This window comes from Paenibacillus camerounensis (assembly GCF_000723885.1).
In the GTDB taxonomy this organism is placed as follows: domain Bacteria; phylum Bacillota; class Bacilli; order Paenibacillales; family Paenibacillaceae; genus Paenibacillus_AQ; species Paenibacillus_AQ camerounensis.
In genome coordinates, this window is record NZ_CCDG010000071.1 from 20,901 (window position 1) to 39,555 (window position 18,655).

The 18,655-nt window shown below is 50.2% G+C and carries 14 protein-coding genes and 1 riboswitch; of the genes, 12 read left to right on the forward strand and 2 right to left on the reverse strand.

Annotated elements, in window-relative coordinates:
• Window positions 1–14 precede the first annotated feature (14 nt).
• Window positions 15–950 (reverse strand): magnesium/cobalt transporter CorA, encoded by a 936-nt coding sequence (corA, locus tag BN3772_RS24470; protein WP_042174732.1) that lies wholly within the window; start codon window positions 948–950, stop codon window positions 15–17.
• 400 nt (window positions 951–1,350) lie between these two features.
• Window positions 1,351–1,479, forward strand: a riboswitch (SAM riboswitch).
• A gap of 109 nt (window positions 1,480–1,588) precedes the next feature.
• On the opposite strand from corA, the gene metA reads away from it, so the two are divergent.
• The 4 genes from metA to BN3772_RS24490 all read left to right on the forward strand — a co-directional run bounded on the left by metA (window position 1,589) and on the right by BN3772_RS24490 (window position 10,130).
• Window positions 1,589–2,506 (forward strand): homoserine O-acetyltransferase MetA, encoded by a 918-nt coding sequence (metA, locus tag BN3772_RS24475; protein ID WP_042202921.1) that lies wholly within the window; start codon window positions 1,589–1,591, stop codon window positions 2,504–2,506.
• Window positions 2,507–2,554: 48 nt separating this feature from the next.
• Window positions 2,555–3,739, forward strand: a complete 1,185-nt coding sequence (locus BN3772_RS24480) for an aminotransferase class I/II-fold pyridoxal phosphate-dependent enzyme (RefSeq protein WP_042202923.1) — start codon at window positions 2,555–2,557, stop codon at window positions 3,737–3,739.
• Between the two features lie 279 nt (window positions 3,740–4,018).
• On the forward strand, window positions 4,019–5,155 hold the full coding sequence (mqnC, locus tag BN3772_RS24485; protein WP_042174736.1) for a cyclic dehypoxanthinyl futalosine synthase: 1,137 nt from the start codon (window positions 4,019–4,021) through the stop codon (window positions 5,153–5,155).
• A gap of 640 nt (window positions 5,156–5,795) precedes the next feature.
• Window positions 5,796–10,130 carry a bifunctional 2',3'-cyclic-nucleotide 2'-phosphodiesterase/3'-nucleotidase gene (locus BN3772_RS24490; RefSeq protein WP_042202925.1) on the forward strand — a complete coding sequence of 1,445 codons (4,335 nt, stop codon included), beginning with the start codon at window positions 5,796–5,798 and terminating at the stop codon, window positions 10,128–10,130.
• Window positions 10,131–10,340: 210 nt separating this feature from the next.
• Here BN3772_RS24490 and BN3772_RS24495 read toward each other — a convergent pair whose 3' ends face one another.
• Window positions 10,341–10,526: a transcriptional regulator gene (locus tag BN3772_RS24495; protein WP_244444828.1), complete on the reverse strand. Its 186-nt coding sequence runs from the start codon at window positions 10,524–10,526 to the stop codon at window positions 10,341–10,343.
• Window positions 10,527–10,654: 128 nt separating this feature from the next.
• Here BN3772_RS24495 and BN3772_RS24500 point away from each other — a divergent pair, with 128 nt between their 5' ends.
• The 8 genes from BN3772_RS24500 to BN3772_RS24530 all read left to right on the forward strand — a co-directional run bounded on the left by BN3772_RS24500 (window position 10,655) and on the right by BN3772_RS24530 (window position 18,460).
• Entirely contained in the window at window positions 10,655–11,497 is an 843-nt protein-coding gene (locus BN3772_RS24500; protein ID WP_042202927.1) for an SPFH domain-containing protein, read from the forward strand.
• Between the two features lie 13 nt (window positions 11,498–11,510).
• Window positions 11,511–11,684 (forward strand): type II toxin-antitoxin system antitoxin, encoded by a 174-nt coding sequence (locus tag BN3772_RS24505; protein WP_042202928.1) that lies wholly within the window; start codon window positions 11,511–11,513, stop codon window positions 11,682–11,684.
• 499 nt (window positions 11,685–12,183) lie between these two features.
• A complete protein-coding gene (thrS, locus tag BN3772_RS24510) occupies window positions 12,184–14,121 on the forward strand; it encodes a threonine--tRNA ligase (protein ID WP_042202929.1) in 1,938 nt (645 codons plus the stop codon).
• Window positions 14,122–14,613: 492 nt separating this feature from the next.
• Window positions 14,614–15,138 carry a 3D domain-containing protein gene (locus tag BN3772_RS31755; protein WP_042202954.1) on the forward strand — a complete coding sequence of 175 codons (525 nt, stop codon included), beginning with the start codon at window positions 14,614–14,616 and terminating at the stop codon, window positions 15,136–15,138.
• Between the two features lie 135 nt (window positions 15,139–15,273).
• Window positions 15,274–15,408 (forward strand): hypothetical protein, encoded by a 135-nt coding sequence (locus BN3772_RS31595; RefSeq protein ID WP_269322296.1) that lies wholly within the window; start codon window positions 15,274–15,276, stop codon window positions 15,406–15,408.
• A 264-nt stretch (window positions 15,409–15,672) separates the two neighbouring features.
• A complete protein-coding gene (liaF, locus tag BN3772_RS24520) occupies window positions 15,673–16,764 on the forward strand; it encodes a cell wall-active antibiotics response protein LiaF (protein ID WP_042202930.1) in 1,092 nt (363 codons plus the stop codon).
• A gap of 2 nt (window positions 16,765–16,766) precedes the next feature.
• The gene (locus BN3772_RS24525; protein WP_042202931.1) at window positions 16,767–17,810 is read left to right on the forward strand and encodes a sensor histidine kinase; all 1,044 of its coding nucleotides are present in this window, start codon (window positions 16,767–16,769) and stop codon (window positions 17,808–17,810) included.
• Complete coding sequence (locus BN3772_RS24530; RefSeq protein WP_042174746.1) at window positions 17,807–18,460, forward strand: response regulator; 654 nt, start codon at window positions 17,807–17,809, stop codon at window positions 18,458–18,460. The genes BN3772_RS24525 and BN3772_RS24530 overlap by 4 nt, the downstream gene beginning before the upstream one ends.
• Window positions 18,461–18,655 lie beyond the last annotated feature (195 nt).

The window sequence follows — 18,655 nt, forward strand, 5'->3', positions numbered from 1 at the left end:
TCGTCCGTTATCGTTCATAGCCAATCCTTCTTGCGGAAAATCACGAGCATTCCGCAGCCGAGTGTGACCATCACGGCAATAACGCCATAATAGCCGTATTGTGAATGGGTCTCGGGTATATTGTCAAAGTTCATTCCGTATATTCCGGTTATGACGGTCAGCGGCATGAATATTGTAGTAATTGCAGTGAACACTCTCATAATTTCATTGGCGCGGTTAGCGATACTGGACTGATAGGCTTCACGCAAGTTGCCCATCAGGTCGCGGTAGGTTTCAAAGGTTTCTGAGATCTTAACCGCATTTTCATAAATATCACTGAAGTATTTCTGCAGCTGGTCATCGATCAGGCGCAGATCCTTTTTGTTCAGGGTGTTGATTACTTCCTTCTGCGGCCCAAGCATCTTCTTCAGCCACAGAATTTCACTGCGCAGACCAATGATTTCGCTCAGATGCGTTTTCTTGGTATGCATCAGAATATCTTCCTCAAGCTTCTCGATCCGTGCTTCAATCCGGTCGCCGACAGAGAAATAGTTATCAACTACGATGTCAATCAGATGGTAGAGGAAGCGGTCAGGCGCACTGACCTCCTGTTCCCACAGGATGGGCTTCAGGACGCGAAGCTCATGAATTTTTTGCTTAGTCACAGTAATGATGTAGTGTCTGCCTAAGAATACGTTAAGCGCCCGGAGGAAGATTTCCTCATCATCAAACCGGATGCTGTTAACTACAATGAAATAATGGCTCTCATAAATTTCGATCTTCGGCCGCTGCTCCTCTTCGCTGAGGCAGTCCTCTACGGCAAGATCATGCAGATTGAACAAAGGCTGGAGCTGCTCCAGGTCCTCATCATCAGCATCGATCCAGTAGAATCCTTCAGCCGGTGCGGTCAATGTTGCTTCAATGTCATCAATCGGGGTAAAAACGCCTGCGTTCACCAGCCGGATTTTCATCTGATTCACTCCTTATGTCCCCGGTCTTCTCCAGGGTTATGCTAATTAAAGCACACGGAAAAAATCAGCTTGGCCGGCAGTACAATCAATGCTCATGGCCAGGATGACGTCTCGAGAGCATGAAGAAGTAGTGCTCCCGCCGCCGGCAAGCTGATGTTAATCCTGTGTGGTTGCTCACTTTGCACGCTTAACTGCGTACCCGGGTCGCCTTCCATTCTTCTCTCACCTCTGCTCCTCGTCATTTGTGCCTTTTGAAACACTTGTCTAGTATAACGCCGGGGTATGCCTCTTTCAAGCTAAATTCTTTTCATTTTCAAGGCTCTTCAGCATTGTATGGACTTGACGAAAAGCAGGTTCATGATTTAAAGTGAATTTTAAGAAAAAAATTGAATACAGCTAAATCTTATCAAGAGCAGGTGGAGGGACTAGCCCGATGAAACCCGGCAACCGGCGTGAAGACGCACGGTGCTAATTCTTGCGGAAGATATGCAGGGGAGAAAGCCCCGGCGTTGATTCTGGCAGATGAGAGAGGCACATATGACTGAACCTATATGACCTTTCTCGTGCGAGAAGGGTCATTTTTGCATGGAAATCAGTTCAAGCTCAGGTACTAATTCGATTAAGGAGTGGACACAGCAATGCCAATCAAAATCCCTGACAGTTTACCGGCGAAAGAAGTATTATCCGGAGAAAATATCTTTGTAATGGATGAAAGCCAGGCTTTTCATCAGGATATCCGTCCGCTCAGGATTGCTATCCTCAATCTGATGCCGACCAAGGAAACGACCGAGACGCAGCTGCTGCGCCTGATCGGTAATTCTCCCCTGCAGGTTGATGTAGTTCTGCTTCATCCCAGCTCCCATACCTCCAAGAATACTTCTGCGGAGCACCTGAAGAGCTTTTATACAACCTTTGACGAGATCAGCAACCGCCGGTTCGACGGACTGATTGTGACCGGCGCTCCGGTTGAGCAGCTGGAGTTCGAGGATGTGAATTACTGGGAAGAGCTGCAGCAGATTTTTGAATGGAGCAAGCACAACGTTACATCGACTATGCATATCTGTTGGGCGGCCCAGGCAGGCCTGTATCACCACTTTGGCGTTCAGAAGGTGAGCCTTGCCGAAAAATGCTTTGGAGTGTTCCCGCACACGGTGAGCCATAATAATGTTAAGCTGCTGCGCGGCTTTGATGAAGTGTTCCATGTCCCGCACTCCCGCCATACCGATGTATCGCGTGAAGACATTGAGGCAAATCCCGAACTGCAGATTCTGGCTGAATCGGAGGAAGCCGGGGTCTACCTCGTGGCAACCCATGACGGCAAACAGATTTTTGTAACCGGGCATTCCGAATATGACCCGTTCTCGCTAAAATGGGAATATGACCGTGACATCGCGAAGGGTATGGAAGTCGCGCTGCCGAAGCATTATTATCCTAAGGATGATCCGCAGCGTACACCGCCGGCCGTATGGCGTGCCCATGCGAACTTATTGTTCGCCAACTGGCTCAATTACTATGTGTACCAGGAGACACCCTACGATATTGGTCCTATTATCTAATATATAGAAGGAATTCATTCACTCAACCCCACATTAGGAGGCTCACCGATGGACGAGAAACTCAGGATTGAAAGCAGACTTGCACAAATAGGCTCACAGGAAGATCCCGCAACCGGGGCAGTTAATTATCCGATTTACAATGCAACGGCGTTCCGCCACCCGCGGCTTGGACAAAGCACCGGCTTTGATTACATCCGCACCAAAAACCCGACCCGTTCTGTTCTTGAGACAGCGGCCGCTGAGCTGGAGTCCGGCGATGCCGGCTTTGCCTGCAGCTCCGGGATGGCAGCCTTGACCACCGTGTTCGCTTTGTTTGGACAGGGAGATCATCTGGTTGTTTCCCTCGACCTGTACGGCGGAACCTATCGTCTGCTGGAACGGATTCTGTCCAAGTACGGCATTACAGCCTCCTATGTGGATACCAACGATCTGGACGGGCTGGAAGCAGCCCGCCGTCCTGAGACAAAGGCAGTATTCATTGAGACACCGACCAATCCGCTGATGATGATTACAGATATTGAAGCCGTGTGTACATGGGCCCGTCATCACGGGCTGCTGACCATTGTAGACAACACACTGCTTACACCGTTCTTCCAGCGTCCGCTTGAGCTTGGGGCAGATATTATTGTACACAGCGCAACTAAATACTTAGGCGGCCACAATGATGTGCTTGCCGGGCTGATTGTAACCAAAGGTGCCGACCTGTCAACGGAAATGGCGATTCTGCACAATTCCCTCGGAGCCGTACTAGCGCCTAATGACAGTTATCAGCTGATGAAGGGCATGAAGACACTGGCACTGCGCATGGAACGTCATGAGAGCAACGCCCTGGCCCTTGCCCGTTATCTGCTGGAGCATCCGGCAATTGCTGAAGTATTCCATCCGGGCCTGCCGGATCATCCGGGGTATGAAATCCAGAACCGGCAATCCTCGGGCAACACAGGCATCTTCTCCTTTAAGGTAAAAGATGCCCGTTACGTAGAGCCGCTGCTCCGCCATATCCGGCTGATTGCCTTTGCCGAGAGCCTCGGCGGCGTTGAATCCCTGATGACCTATCCTGCCGTGCAGACCCATGCTGATATTCCGGTGGAAATCCGGGATGCTGTAGGTGTGGATGACCGGCTCCTGCGCTTCTCTGTCGGCATTGAGCATGAGAATGACCTGATTGCCGATCTCGCACAGGCGCTGGAGGCGGCACGAGCGGAGCTTGAACAGATTGTAGCAGCTGAATAAATATACAAAGGAGGGACGGCAGCGCCGCATGTGCGCCGCCGTCTTTTTTTTGAAGAGTAAGAAAGGATATGTTCATGGGGGCCCGCAAATGACCTGAGTAAGCTTCCATGTTAAAGCCACGTTATATGGAGGTGTTTCGCCTGTACACGGGAGCGGCAGCATCAAAACATTTTTCAAGCTGCCGGGATTATGTTAGGATGGAAGAACGAATGCTTGTATCTGTTTTTTTCTAAAATTTAATTATCCATAATATATGGACTTTGAAGGAGGCTGCGAACGATGAGTGCGATAGATCTTATTCTGGATAAGACGCTGAAGGGTGAACGCCTCGGGCTGGAAGACACAATCCGGCTGTTCGAGAGCAACGAAATTGAAAAAATGGGCGCAGCCGCAGACGTTATTATGAAGCGCTGGCATCCGGATCCGCTGGCTACTTTCGTCATTGGCCGCAATATCAACTATACCAACGTATGCGATGTGTACTGCCGCTTCTGCGCATTTTACCGCAGACCCGGTTCAGAGGAAGGCTACGTGCTGCCCGATGAAACCATCTACCAGAAGATTGCCGAGACCATTGCTGTAAATGGAACGGAAATTCTGATGCAGGGCGGGACGAACCCGAATCTGCCTTTTAGCTACTATACAGATATCCTCCGCGGAATCAAACAGCGTTTCCCGGATATTACGATGCATTCCTTCTCTCCGGCTGAGATTATGAAGATGGTTGAAGTATCCGGCCTGCCGCTGGAGCAGGTAATGCGCGAGATTCATGCAGCCGGTCTGGATTCCTTGCCCGGCGGCGGCGCAGAGATTCTCGACGACCGCACCCGGCGCAAGATCAGCCGGCTCAAGGGCTCGTGGCGGGAGTGGATGGATGTTATGCAGACCGCGCACCGGATTGGCATGAACACTACAGCTACAATGGTTATCGGACTTGGGGAAAGTATGGAGGAACGGGCGCTGCATCTGCTGCGGGTACGTGAAGCACAGGATGAATGTATTGCTAACAAATATGATTCCGAGGGCTTCCTTGCCTTCATCTCCTGGACCTTCCAGCCGGACAATACGAACCTGAAGCTGGACCGGCAGACTCCGGAAGAGTACCTGAAGACGGTAGCAATCAGCCGGCTGGTGCTCGATAATATCAAGAACTTCCAGTCTTCCTGGGTAACAATGGGGCCTGAGGTCGGCAAGCTGTCCCTGCAGTATGGCTGTAACGACTTCGGCAGTACAATGATAGAAGAGAATGTTGTCTCCTCGGCGGGCGCGACTTACAAGGTTAACATTGAGTCGATTACCCAGCTGATCCGCGAGGCTGGCAAGATCCCGGCGCAGCGGAATACGCGTTATGACATCCTGCGTACCTTCGAGGACGGTAATGCGAAGATAGACAATGATTTTGTGATGCAGAACTAATCTTCTTATACCATACCAGCGCTTGTTCAGTATTAATCCGATTGTGGAAGGGTTAATATCGAACAAGCGTTATTTGTGTTCTATGTGGGATTATATGGAATAATATATATTTTTGTGATATTTCAGCAATATAATAGTTCTATGATCATTTAAAACACTGCACGAGGAGGGTTTTCTTTGAAAATAATATGGACTAACCTGTTTTTAAGTTTATTAATTGTAAGCATCCTAGCAGCTCTGATCGTTAAGGGAATAAGTGTATTAATAAAGAAACTGAAATCATAGCCGCATATGTTAGCATTCCTTCTGTTTTCGCTCCGTTAGTTAATGGATAGTAATAAGATATTTTGAATAAAAATAGATTTACGTAGTTTTTTATAGGAATTAAGAAAAACGGCCGGATTTATTGATATATTACGCCGTTATGTGTTGAAAACTAACATCTGTTTTTGTTGAAATATGTATTTTATGTAAAATAGTATCTTTCGAATAAGGCGCAATGACTAAGTTTTTGCATGAATATATGATATTTTGCACAACTATTGGCACTATTTTTTGCTAATTGCTAGATTCGTATAATCGCTTGTGATACAATCGTTCTCGGTCACTAAAAGAGAGAAACTGGGAGGATTAATCACTTATGGGAGAAAGACGATGGAACAAGCCGGTAGCATCATTTCTGGCAACCACAGTTCTGACTGCACAGGTTTTTGGGGGTGTGCTGGCAGGTTCATTCATTGGAGCTGATACGGCAGAAGCCGCTCCGGCAGCCGGCGTGACAGTAGATCTGCGTCTGATGAGCACGACTGATGTGCACACCAATGTTTACGGCTGGGATTACTTTAAGAATGCTGCTTCGGCGACAGTAGGTCTCGACAAAACAGCAACGCTAGTTAAAGAAGCCAGAGCTGAAAACGGAAACAATCTTTTGCTGGATAACGGTGATTTGATTCAGGGAACTCCTCTGGGCACTTACATGGCCACCAAGTCAGATCTCATGACTAATGACGAGCGGATCCATCCGCTGATTGCAGCGATGAATGTGATGGAATACGACGCAGCAACCTTCGGGAATCATGAATTTAACTACGGCCTGGAATATTTGGAGCGTACGATCAACGGAAGTGCCGCTCACAAAGCGGATACTGCTGCGGATTTCCAATATCTCAATGCCAACATCTATAACATTGACGGAAGAACGAATACGTATAAGCCTTTTGAAATTATCGAGAAGCAGGTTGTGGGCTCTGACGGCCTGACCCATACTGTAAAAGTAGGTCTGCTTGGCCTTGTAACTCCACAGATCATGGAGTGGGATAAGGTTAATCTTGACGGCAGGGTTGTTGTAAAAGATATCAGCGAAACAGCCGAGAAATTTGTACCTCTTATGCAGGCTGAAGGTGCTGAAGTCATTGTTGCCATGGCTCACACCGGCTTTGATGCTTCTGCTGCATCAAACCTGTCAGGTGCAGAAAATGACATTAACCAGCTTAGTAAAGTAAAAGGCATTGATGCGATTACTTTCTCGCACACACATAAAGTATTCCCGACCAACGGTGCGGATGCTTCACTGGATGCCTCCTTCAAGGATCCTAACACCAAGGCCCCTTACAATAATGATGCTGCCACAATCGACAACGTAAACGGCCACATCAACGGAACTCCGTCGGTACAAGCCGGTTATGGCGGCGGTTACCTCGGCCTGATCGATCTTAAGATTGTACAGGACGGAGACGGCTGGGCGGTAGACAAAACAGCCTCCAAGGCTTCCACCCGTTCAATCTCCGGTAAAGCAGCCGATCCGGCTGTAGATGCGGTAGTAGGTGCCGACCATGCGGCAACTATTGAATACACCGGCCAGAAGCTGGGTGAAACCAAAGCTCCAATGAACAGCTTCTTCGCTATGGTGCAGGACGATCCGACAGTTCAGATTGTAACTTATGCACAGCAGCGTTATGTGTCCAATCTGATTAACACAGACCCGGCACTGGCTGATTACAAGGATTATCCGATTCTTAGTGTGGGTGCGCCGTTCAAAGCAGGACGCAACGGTCCTGAGGAATACACAGAGATCTCTATCCCTGCTGGTCAGGCAACAGGAGACTTGACGATCCGCAGCGCCAGCGACCTGTATCTGTACGACAACACGCTGAAAGCGATTGTAGTTAAAGGATCTACTGTAAAAGAATGGATTGAAATGAGTGCAGGCGCGTTCAACCGGATTAAACCGGGGATTTCGACAGCCCAGCCGTTGCTTAATCCTGCATTTGCAGTATATAACTTCGACGTTATTGACGGTGTTCAGTACACTATTGACGTAACCCGAAATGCCAAATACAAGCCGGACGGCTCTATCAATGATGCAGCGTCCAGCCGCGTAACCAGCGTTACTTACGGCGGTAAGGAAATTCTGCCTGAGCAGGAATTCGTTGTTGTCACTAACAACTACCGTGCAAGCGGCGGCGGTAACTTCCCTGGTGTCAAAGCCTCTACTATGATTATCGACTCCCAGATGGAGAACCGTCAGGTGCTGATGGATTATATCAGTGAAGCCGGAACGGTTGATCCTACAGCTGACGGCAACTGGACGATTGCCCCGATCAAGGGCAACGTAAATGTTACCTTCACTTCTTCACCTAAAGCGGCAGCAGTATTGCCGGACAATATGGAAGATACAGGTGTTAAAGATTCCAAGGGCTTCTCTGTTTACAGTATGGATCTCAAGGCAGCAACGCCTAAGCCTACTGCAGATGTTGAAGTACACCTGATCGGAATCAACGACTTCCACGGACAACTGGATACTACTTCGGTAGTAAGCGGCAAAAATGCAGGTACTGCTGCAATTCTTGCAACGTATTTGAAGCAGACGCGTGACAAGTATGAGCATTCCCTGCTGTTCCATAACGGTGACTCCGTAGGCGCATCTGCCCCGGTATCCTCACTTGAACGTGATGAGCCGACGCATGAGTGGATGAACCTGATGAAATTTGATGTCGGAACACTGGGCAACCATGAATTTGACCAGGGTGTTGAAGCGCTGAAAACACAAATCTTCGGTGGTATCGATCCTAAGAACAGCAGCGTTAACCATGCTGGTTCTGACTTTGATTACATTAACGCTAATGTGATTGACGTTGCGACCAATGAGCCTATCATTAATCCATATGTCATTAAAGAAGTAGGCGGCGTAAAAATCGGATTTATCGGTGTGGTTACAAAAGCAACGCCTGACAAGGTGGCCCCATCCGGTCTTGTCGGTGTGAAATTCCTGTCTGTTACTGAAGAAGTAGCAGCTATTGAGAAGTATGCAAAAGAGCTTCAAGATAAAGGTGTAGAAACTATTATCGTCTTGGCGCATGACCCTGCTACTACAAAGGGAGATGCAGCAAGCGGCTTTGTAACTACAGGTGAAGCAGCTGATCTGGCAAAAGCACTGCCTGCTAACTCGCCGGTTGACGTCATCGTTGCCGGGGATAACCACGGTTATGCTAACGATATCGTAAACGGAAAGCTGGTTGTTCAAGCTTACTCCTACGGAACAGCATTCGAAGATATCAAGCTGGTTATTGATCACAAGACAGGTGATGTGAAATCCAAGTCTGCAACAGTAACCTCTACTTTCCAGGAAGGTGTAACACCTGATCCTGAAACGGTAGCACTGGTTAACAAATACCTGGCTAAGCATCCTGAATTGACCCAGCCTGTAGGGACTACGGATGGTACAATTACCCGTACAGATGCTTACAACAATGAAGCTTCCCTGGGTAACCTTATTGCAGATGCTATGCGTCTGGCTGATTTTGGTGACGGAGAAGCAGCTGATTTCGCCTTCATGAACCCGGGCGGTATCCGTGCCGATCTTCCTAAGGGAGACGTATCCTTTGGTGATCTGGCCAAAATTCAGCCGTTCGGCAACACGCTGGTTAAGCTGACCCTTACCGGAGAGCAGATCAAAACACTGCTTCAGCAGCAATGGGCAGTGAAGGCTGACGGAGCTGCCGATACCAAAACACTGCAGATTTCCGGCCTTAAATACACGGCTGATATGTATCTGCCTGTAGCTAACCGTATCTCCAGCCTGTCAAAGGCTGACGGTACACCGATTGAAATGAGCAAGAGCTATACGGCTGTAGTAAATAACTTTATGGCTGCAGGCGGTGACAACTACACTGTACTGACCAAAGCCAGCAAGACTGTGCCCGGCCCGATTGACCTGGATGTATTCTATGATTATATTGTAGACACATTTAAGGGCGGAGCGATTACAGCTAAGACAGAAGGCCGTATCACTAACAATCTTAAGGCTCCGGCGGCTATTCCGGGCGGAAATCCTGCTCCGGCGGCAACCCCGGCACCATCTGCTACACCAGCTCCAACAGCAACAACAGCACCATCTGCTACACCTGCCCCTTCTGCAGCGCCGGGCTCCTTTACTGATCTTGGCAATGTAGTCTGGGCACAGGAAGCAATCGCATCCCTGGCAGCCAAAGGTATTGTGAAAGGTCTGGAGAACGGCCAGTTTGCACCAACCAAGACAGTAACCCGTGCCGAATTTGTTACGATGCTTGTACGTGCACTTAATCTGAGCGCTTCTGCATCCGGCACAGCATTTAATGATGTCAAGCAGGGCGTATGGTATACCGATTCTATCGCTGCTGCTGTGAGCGCAGGTATTGTAAAAGGCTCCGGCAACGGCAAGTTTGAACCGGGCCGCGAAATTACCCGCGAGGAAATGGCGATCATGATCGTCAATGCGCTTGCCGGCCAGCTGGAACCAGTCGATACTTCTGCAGCTCTCGGGCAGTTTGCTGACAAAGCTTCGATTGCGCCATATGCCCAGGAAGCTATTGCACAGCTGACTCAGCTGGGTATCGTTAACGGGGTAGACGGCGGCAAATTTGCACCAAAAGCAATGGCGAACCGTGCCCAGGCAGCGGTAATCATCTACCGTGTGCTTGAGAATAAAGCCTCATAATTCAGCATATATAGAAGATGCCTCCCTCTCATCTGCGGATGAAGGGGAGGCATCTTTTTTATGGGTATGAACGAACGGGTTATGGGCTCCCCGCATTGTAGCTGGGTCAGCTTCCATGGTAAGGTCCCGGTTAGTGGGGGGATGCAGTTTGAACCTGCAGCAAACAGGCCCATGCGGGATAGCATGGGCCTGTCCATTTCAGCTTGGCCTTTATTTCACAGCGGCCTCCCATTTACAGCGGACCGATGAGACAATCGCATTTTCCTTCTTCAGTTCTGTAAAGGCTTTGTCTACCGCTTTGCGCTCCAGCCCGGAGAGCTTCTCTACTTCACCTGCGCTTAGCGGGGCTGCTGATGCTTTGATAATGTCCAGCACTTGTTCTTTTACGCTCATCATTGTCACGTCCCTATCCAATAGATTATTCGAAAGAAAGACTGCGGATTTCAATAATACTGATTTACAGTTGTATCCAAAAGTGATATCATAATTATATCAAATACATATCTTTTTGGAGGTGCTTTTTAATGAAGGAAAAAGTATTGCGTCCGGTAAGCGGCTTCTGGGTTATTGCACTGATTGCGGTCTGTCTGGCAGGCGGGATATACGGGGGAGCCCAGGAATATGTTGCGGTGCCTGTGATTCTGTTTATAGTTGCCGGAGTCCTGTGCACAAGCATCACTATCGTACAGCCTAATAAGTCTATAGTTGTCACCTTCTTCGGACAATACGTCGGAACGATTGTGAAGAGCGGAATGTGGGCGGTTGTTCCGTTCAGTATCCGTAAGACGGTGTCACTGCGGGTGCGCAACTTTAACAGTGTCAAGCTGAAGGTAAATGATGTAGAGGGCAATCCAATTGAAATAGCGGCGGTAATTGTATTCAAGGTTATCAATTCTGCGAAGGCATTGTTCGATGTGGATAAATACATGGCTTTTGTAGAGATCCAGAGCGAGACAGCGCTCCGGCATGTAGCGAGTAAATATCCGTATGATAACTTTAATGAATCGGGAATGTCACTGCGGGCCAATGCCGATGAGATAGCCAAAGAGCTGGCCTCAGAATTGCAGGAACGCCTGTCGCTATCCGGTGTTGAGGTAATTGAGGCGAGGCTGACTCACCTGGCGTATTCAACGGAGATTGCCAGCACGATGCTTCAGCGCCAGCAGGCCTCAGCTATACTCTCTGCGCGGCAAATTATTGTAGAAGGTGCTGTCGGCATGGTGGATATGGCAATCCGTCAGCTACGAGAGAACGGTGTAGTTGAGCTTGATGAAGAGCGCAAGGCTGCTATGATTAATAACCTGATGGTGGCGATTGTGTCGGAACGCGGAGCGAGCCCGGTCATTAATGCCGGATCGTTATATTAGGGGATGATGAAATATGGCGGCCAAGAAGAGCTTTCCGCTGCGGGTTGATCCGGAGCTGTATGAAGCGCTGGAGCGTTGGGCGGGAGAGGAATTTCGCAGCGTAAACGGACATATTGAATACCTGCTGCGTGAGTCTTTGAAGCGCGCGGGCCGCTTGCCTGGGAAGAAACGCCGGGAAGAGGAGTGAGCAGATTAAGCAGATTAATGCCAAGTCAGCATTAGCCCTGATGCGGTATTCGGCTGATCCCGTCAGCTTCTGTCTGAGTTTGGCGATTCTCCGGCGACTGCAGGCTTGACTGATGCTGCGGACAGCTTTATAATTACTGCATAATTCACGTTAAAAGCATCGACAAAGACACGGATCGTTAATTCAGGACCGCTACAGAGAGAGGGAACCAAGGCTGCAAGTCCCTCCGGTATCCGGCTTCCGGTCTACCCCTTTGTAGCTGCGGTTATGAACTTCCGGTTGGCCTATGCGCCTGGTACGGGACAGTAAGAACCGCCGGTTCATGGCCGTTATTCCCATGCTGATGAAGGATTCTGGTATAGAATCGAATTTGGGTGGAACCACGGGTGTAATCACTCGTCCCTGCGCGGGACGGGTGTTTTTTGTTTGCGTGGATGGCCCCATACCGCAGTCAGTGCCTTTACGCGCTTTCGTTAACCAACCACTAGGAGGAATAACAATGTCAGTTAGTATTAAGCTGCCGGACGGATCGGTCCGGGAATACGAGAACGGCAGCAGCATCGAAGATGTAGCCGCCTCCATCAGCAGCGGCCTGCGTAAGAATGCAGCCGCAGGCAAGCTCAACGGCGTAGTCGTTGACCTGTCGACACCGCTTGAGGAAGGTGCTCTTGTCGAGATTGTTACCTTGGATTCACCGGAAGGCTTGGAGGTTGTACGTCATAGTACAGCTCACCTCATGGCTCAGGCAACAAGACGCCTGTTCGGTGCTAAGGAAGTTAAGCTTGGTGTGGGACCGGTTATTGAGGACGGCTTCTATTATGATATGGATCTGGAGCACCCGCTCAATCCGGAGGATCTGCTGAAGATCGAGAAGGAAATGGAACGTATCGTGAATGAGAATCTGCCGATTGTGCGCAAGGAAGTCAGCCGCAAGGAAGCGCTGGAGATCTTTGGTGAGCTGGGCGACCCGTACAAGCTGGAGCTGATTGAGGCTCTGCCGGAAGACAGCGTAATTTCGATCTATGAGCAGGGTGAATTCTTTGACCTGTGCCGCGGACCGCACGTGCCGTCCACTTCAAAGATTAAAGTGTTTAAGCTGATGAATGTGGCAGGGGCGTACTGGCGCGGAGACAGCAAAAACAAAATGCTTCAGCGCGTATACGGAACAGCCTGGAACAAGAAGGCACAGCTTGATGAGTATCTGCATCTGCTGGAAGAGGCCAAGAAGCGTGACCACCGCAAGCTGGGTAAAGAGCTGGAAATCTTCACGTTCAACCAGCTGGTCGGACAGGGTCTGCCGATCTGGCTGCCTAAAGGTGCCAAGCTGCGCAGCATTCTGGAGCGTTATATTGTAGATTTGGAAGCAAGCCTCGGCTATCAGCATGTATACACGCCTGTACTTGGTAATGTAGAGCTGTACAAAACCTCAGGTCACTGGGAGCACTATCAGGAGGATATGTTCCCTAAGATGGTTATCGATACCGAGGAGTTCGTGCTCCGTCCGATGAACTGTCCGCATCACATGATGATCTACAAGAGCTCCATGCACAGCTACCGTGATCTGCCGATCCGGATTGCCGAGCTCGGAACCATGCACCGCTATGAAATGTCCGGCGCACTGACCGGCCTGCACCGCGTCCGCTCCATGACGCTGAATGATTCCCATATTTTCTGCCGTCTGGATCAGATCAAGAGTGAATTCAAACGCGTGCTCGATCTGATTAAGCAGGTATATAGCGATTTCGGGATTCACGATTACCGCTTCCGCCTGTCCTACCGTGATCCGCAGGATACCGAGAAGTACTTCCAGAACGATGAAATGTGGGAGACCGCACAGCGTATGCTTCGCGAGGTAGCGGAAGAAGCCGGCCTGCCATTCTTTGAAGCGGAAGGCGAAGCTGCTTTCTACGGGCCGAAGCTGGATGTGCAGATCCGTACTGCACTCGGCAAGGAAGAAACGCTGTCCACCGTACAGATCGACTTCCTGCTGCCTGAACGCTTTGAACTGGAGTATGTTGGAGACGATGGCAATAAGCACCGTCCGGTTGTCCTGCACCGCGGTATCCTGGGAACAATGGAACGTTTCGTAGCCTTCCTGCTGGAGAACTTTACCGGCTCCCTTCCGCTGTGGCTGTCGCCGCAGCAGGTCAAGATTATTCCTGTATCGTCAGCATTTGACGAGTACGCCAAGGATGTGGAAGCGAAGCTGCAGAGAAGCGGCATCCGTGCTGAAGTGGATCTGCGCAATGAGAAGTTGGGCTACAAAATCCGTGAAGCCCAGCTGGAGAAGCTTCCATATATGTTCGTTGTCGGAGAGAACGAAATGAACGCCGGCACAGTCTCCGTCCGCAAACGCGGAGAAGGCGATATCGGCGCCAAGCTGCTGGATGAAGTTATTGAATCCCTGAGTAAGGAAATCTCCGGCCGCGTCATCTAATTTAACCGGCCATCTGTGTTCTTAATCAGGCGGTATAAGCCTGCCTTAACAGCCTCTGTCATAAGCCGCATGAAGCCGCCTTACGGTGCTTTATGTATAAAATTTTGTGAAACGGGAAACCTTCGCTAATAGGGGGAGGTTTATCAAATGAACAAAATGGGCTTATGCCAGAGGCTTTGGTGTGTAATGGTTACGGCAGTGCTAATATCAGCTGTTGCCGGTATCTATCCGGATTACGGGCGGAAATCCGCTGAGGCCAGAGGGACCGCGGATATTACAGACCGGCTGAACTACGGCACGATGAAAGCAGATGATTTTCAAAATACACAGGGTTCGCCCTTCTTTACAAGCATTAACGGAAAGACTCAGCAGGAGGATCGGATCACCGGACGTGCCATTGAACATTCACAGGAGGCTTTCTTTACAGGGGCTTCACAGCTCGGAGGGACTTCGCGGGTGAAGCCGGCTGCAACAGCGGCCCCGCAGCCGACAATGGCCCCGCAGCCGACAGCTGCGCCAGCCGTCAAGAAGCCGGATACCGCAGCCAGGCAGCAGCCGGCTTCCGTGCCTGTAGCCGCACCGGCGCCAGAACAGATTATTACTTCAATGAAGGTTACAGCTACCGGATATACAGCAGGCTACGAGTCTACGGGCAAAACATCCAAGCACCCGCAATACGGCATTACCTATTCAGGCGTTAAGGTGCGCCGGGACAAAAATTCAGTGTCCACTATTGCCGCCGATCCGAAGGTTCTGCCGCTGGGCAGCATACTGTATATTCCCGATTACGGATATGCGGTCGTTGCCGATACAGGCTCAGCAATCAAAGGGCGGAAGATTGACTTGTATTTTGCCACAACCAAGCAGGTGTATAAGGAATGGGGTAAAAAGACAGTAGTCGTTCAGCTGATCAAACGCGGTAACGGGAAATGCACGGAAGGCATGCTTAAGGATCTTGGTAGTGCAATTAAGACGTACAAAACCGTTCCTCAGGATATCTTGGAAGAGATCATTTAGCGTAATACGAAGCAACTCACCAAGGTTGAAATTTTTTTCACTTGCAGATGCATAATACTGCCCTGTGCTCCCCATAATACTGACTGGGGCACAGCGAGTGTCCCTGAAGCGATAACACTCAGGGGGTGAAATCCAGTGGCTAAAAAACCAAAGGTGCAGGACAATTATAAAACACCGAATGAAAAATACAATGCTGAGTTTGCTGTTGAAAACGACGGCGCAACGAAGCAGGGTACATTTGCTAAGCCGGTACAAAAACCGCAGCAGTAATGCTGTGAACGCTTAGTAATACCGATAAGCTAAAAACTGGACTGTTCCGGTCTGCTCACACTATGGGCGCCGGGACAGTCCTTTTTCTTTTATATAGGACTGCAGCCGCCGGGATGGTTATCCCTTATCATTCCAGGAGGCTCGGTCCAGAGACTGAGGCTGTATTCCTTCTCACGGCGCTGTTCCGTCTCCCCATAATGCTGTAGACTAGTGGTATAAGTTACGCATGAAGGCGAATATGACAGCATAAAGGGGAAATGTAGGATGAAAAGAAGGTTCACGAGCCAGATTCTTGGCGGACTGATCCTGATCGGGCTCGGCGGAATGTTCCTGCTGAGACAGATGGGATATACCGATTTCAGCATAGGCTCTCTGATTTCCGATTATTGGCCGCTTGTTCTGATCTGGATGGGGCTGCAGAATTTTCTGTCCACCAATGATAACGGGTCAAAAGGCTCTTCGGCCTTCTGGGGATTCTTTTTCCTGGCTCTCGGAGTGTATTTCCTGGGCCGGAATCTGGAATGGTTCGATGTTTCGCCCGGTGATTTCTTCAAGCTGCTCTTTCCGGTAATGCTTATCGGCGGAGGGCTGTATGTCATTTTCAGACCGCGCGGCCGGAATATCCCGCCTGTGCCACCGTCACCTTCCTCACCGCCGGACTTCTATCCGCCCGGACCTGGAGCGAATGACCCGGTACCTGCACCAAAGCCGCTGGAATCAACACTCGACGAGCAGTTTGAGCAGAAATTCGGCAAGCCTGCCGGAGAGCGTGACTGGAACGGTTATTTATCCAAGGAAGATCAGGATGAGCATGACGCGGATCAGAGCCCGAAGGGGTATTTCCAGTCGGCCTCGGAGGGTCACTGGAAGGAGAACCGGGAGCGGCATGAGCAGCGGCGCCGGGAGCGCCAGCAGCGGCATGCCCGCAGACACGGTGAATGGCATGAGGAGTTCCATGAAGAGCACAATGATAAGGAAACGACCAACCGTTCGGCCTTCATCGGAGATGTGCATATGGGTAAGGAGCATTTTCAGCTGAAGCACACGAATATTTCACAGTTCATCGGAGATACGGTGCTTGATCTGACCAATGCGCAGATTCCTTACGGCGAGACCAAGATTAACATTTCGGCGTTTGTCGGCGACATCAAGGTCTATATCCCTGACGATATGGACCTGGGTGTCTCGGTTAACAGCAGCTCCTTCATCGGGGACATGCAGGTGCTGGAGCAGACGCGCAGCGGTTTCATGAGCAGTGTGCAGTGCAAGACCCCGTATTATAAGGAAGCGGGTAAAAAAATCCGGATCAACGTCAGTGCTTTCATCGGTGACATCAAGGTTAAAACGGTGGGCTGACAATGGGGACAATCTTCAGCAATACCAAATGGCTGCTGCTGCTTTATTTCCTCCTCAGCGGCGGCGTTGCTGCCGGTCTGGTCTATATGGGGACATGCCTGGGCTATATAGAGGTTGTGGATTACCGGATGTGGCTGTATCTTATCCTCGGGATCGTGCTGTTCAACATCATCGTCGGTTATATGGCCGGGCAGCGGATTCAGCGGCGGATTGATCATCTCGACCTAAATATGCTGCAGGTCGCCAAAGGCAATCTGTCCGTAAGGATGCCGGAGAGCGATGACCAGTCTTTTGCCAGGGTGTATCATGAATTTAATATGATGATGGATACCGTTGAGAATAAAATGCAGATTCTGCAGCGTCTCGGCGAACAGGAAGTGATTGAGAAGGAGAAGGCGGCGGAGAGTGCGGTATTGGAGGAACGGCGGCGGATGGCCCGTGATTTGCATGACACGGTAAGCCAGCAGCTGTTCGCGATCCATATGTCTGCTTCTTCGCTGCCTAAAGTGCTGGAACGCAATGAGCAGCAGGGAATAACGGTCATGCAGCAGCTCATTACGATGTCGCAGATGGCGCAAAAGCAGATGAGAGCTCTAATTGCCCAGCTGCGACCGGTGGAGCTGGAGGGGCGCAATCTGTTTGAGGCACTGGAAAAATGGTTCCCCGATTATTGCCGCCAGAACGGGCTTAAAGGCGTCAAGGAGCTGGAGCTGCAAGGAGAGCTGTCGGAGGCAATTGAACACCAGCTGTTTCTCATTATCCAGGAGTCTATGGCTAATATTGTTAAGCATGCCGGAGCGCGTGTGGTCAGCCTGTCACTGCGCGAGGCGCCCAGACAGGTCGTGCTGAGCATCAGTGATGACGGCCAGGGGTTTGAGCATGTGCAGCATAAGCAGGGTTCGTATGGACTTACCACAATGCGCGAGCGTGCGGAAAAGCTGGGCGGACAAGTGGAGATTATCAGCCGTAAAGGAGCGGGGACGACAATCCGCGTACATATACCAAAGTTTGTACAAGGCAATCAGGAACAGGAGGAGCAGATATGAGTGTCATAAAGGTGCTGCTGGTGGATGATCATGACATGGTGCGGATGGGGCTCAAAACCTATCTTATGCTGGACCCGAAGTTTGAAGTTATCGGCGAAGCCGCCAACGGTGAAGAGGCGCTGAATACGCTGCGCGGCTGGGAACGGGAGAGTCTGCCGGATCTGGTGCTGATGGATCTGATGATGCCGGTGATGAACGGAGCCGAGACCACCCGGGCTGTGCTGGCTGAATTTCCGGGTCTGAAGATCGTTATTCTTACCAGCTTCCTGGAGGATGATCTGGTAGTAGACGCCATTGAAGCCGGTGCCGTCAGCTATGTGCTTAAGACGGTCTCTGCCGAAGAACTGATCTATGCACTGCAGGGGGCTTACCGCGGTATGCCGGTTATGACTGGTGATGTCTCGCAGGCGTTAACCCGCGGCATCCGCCAGCGGACCGTTCAAGGAGACTCCTCAGGCCTGACCGAACGCGAGAAGGAAGTCCTCCTTCTTATTGCCGAGGGCAAAACAAACAAGGATATTGGTGAGGAGCTGCACATCAGCATCAAGACGGTCAAGACGCATGTCAGCAACCTGCTGATGAAATGTGAGCTGGACGACCGAACCCAGCTGGCCATTTACGCACACCGCAAGGGCTGGGCGCAGGGTTAGCGTGCGGGGTTAATCATCATATAAATATCCAAGAAGATCCCGATGCATTCATGCACCGGGATTTTTTTGCATCTTTATTGGCCGCTGCAGCCCAAATTCCCTCATCTTTTATCTCTGGTTAAATTGTTTTTAATGTAGAGTTAAGGTTTAAAGTACAAAATAAGAACAAGAAGAAAACACAATACTCCTTGTCAG

Coding starts and splice junctions, on each gene's coding strand:
- BN3772_RS24480 (WP_042202923.1), top strand. CDS start 2,555: ATGGACGAGAAACTCAGGATTGAAAGCAGACTTGCACAAATAGGCTCA.
- BN3772_RS24525 (WP_042202931.1), top strand. CDS start 16,767: ATGGGGACAATCTTCAGCAATACCAAATGGCTGCTGCTGCTTTATTTC.
- BN3772_RS24500 (WP_042202927.1), top strand. CDS start 10,655: ATGAAGGAAAAAGTATTGCGTCCGGTAAGCGGCTTCTGGGTTATTGCA.
- liaF (WP_042202930.1), top strand. CDS start 15,673: ATGAAAAGAAGGTTCACGAGCCAGATTCTTGGCGGACTGATCCTGATC.
- BN3772_RS31755 (WP_042202954.1), top strand. CDS start 14,614: ATGGCCCCGCAGCCGACAGCTGCGCCAGCCGTCAAGAAGCCGGATACC.
- thrS (WP_042202929.1), top strand. CDS start 12,184: ATGTCAGTTAGTATTAAGCTGCCGGACGGATCGGTCCGGGAATACGAG.
- BN3772_RS24490 (WP_042202925.1), top strand. CDS start 5,796: ATGGGAGAAAGACGATGGAACAAGCCGGTAGCATCATTTCTGGCAACC.
- BN3772_RS24530 (WP_042174746.1), top strand. CDS start 17,807: ATGAGTGTCATAAAGGTGCTGCTGGTGGATGATCATGACATGGTGCGG.
- BN3772_RS24505 (WP_042202928.1), top strand. CDS start 11,511: ATGGCGGCCAAGAAGAGCTTTCCGCTGCGGGTTGATCCGGAGCTGTAT.
- metA (WP_042202921.1), top strand. CDS start 1,589: ATGCCAATCAAAATCCCTGACAGTTTACCGGCGAAAGAAGTATTATCC.
- corA (WP_042174732.1), bottom strand. CDS start 950: ATGAAAATCCGGCTGGTGAACGCAGGCGTTTTTACCCCGATTGATGAC.
- BN3772_RS24495 (WP_244444828.1), bottom strand. CDS start 10,526: ATGATGAGCGTAAAAGAACAAGTGCTGGACATTATCAAAGCATCAGCA.
- mqnC (WP_042174736.1), top strand. CDS start 4,019: ATGAGTGCGATAGATCTTATTCTGGATAAGACGCTGAAGGGTGAACGC.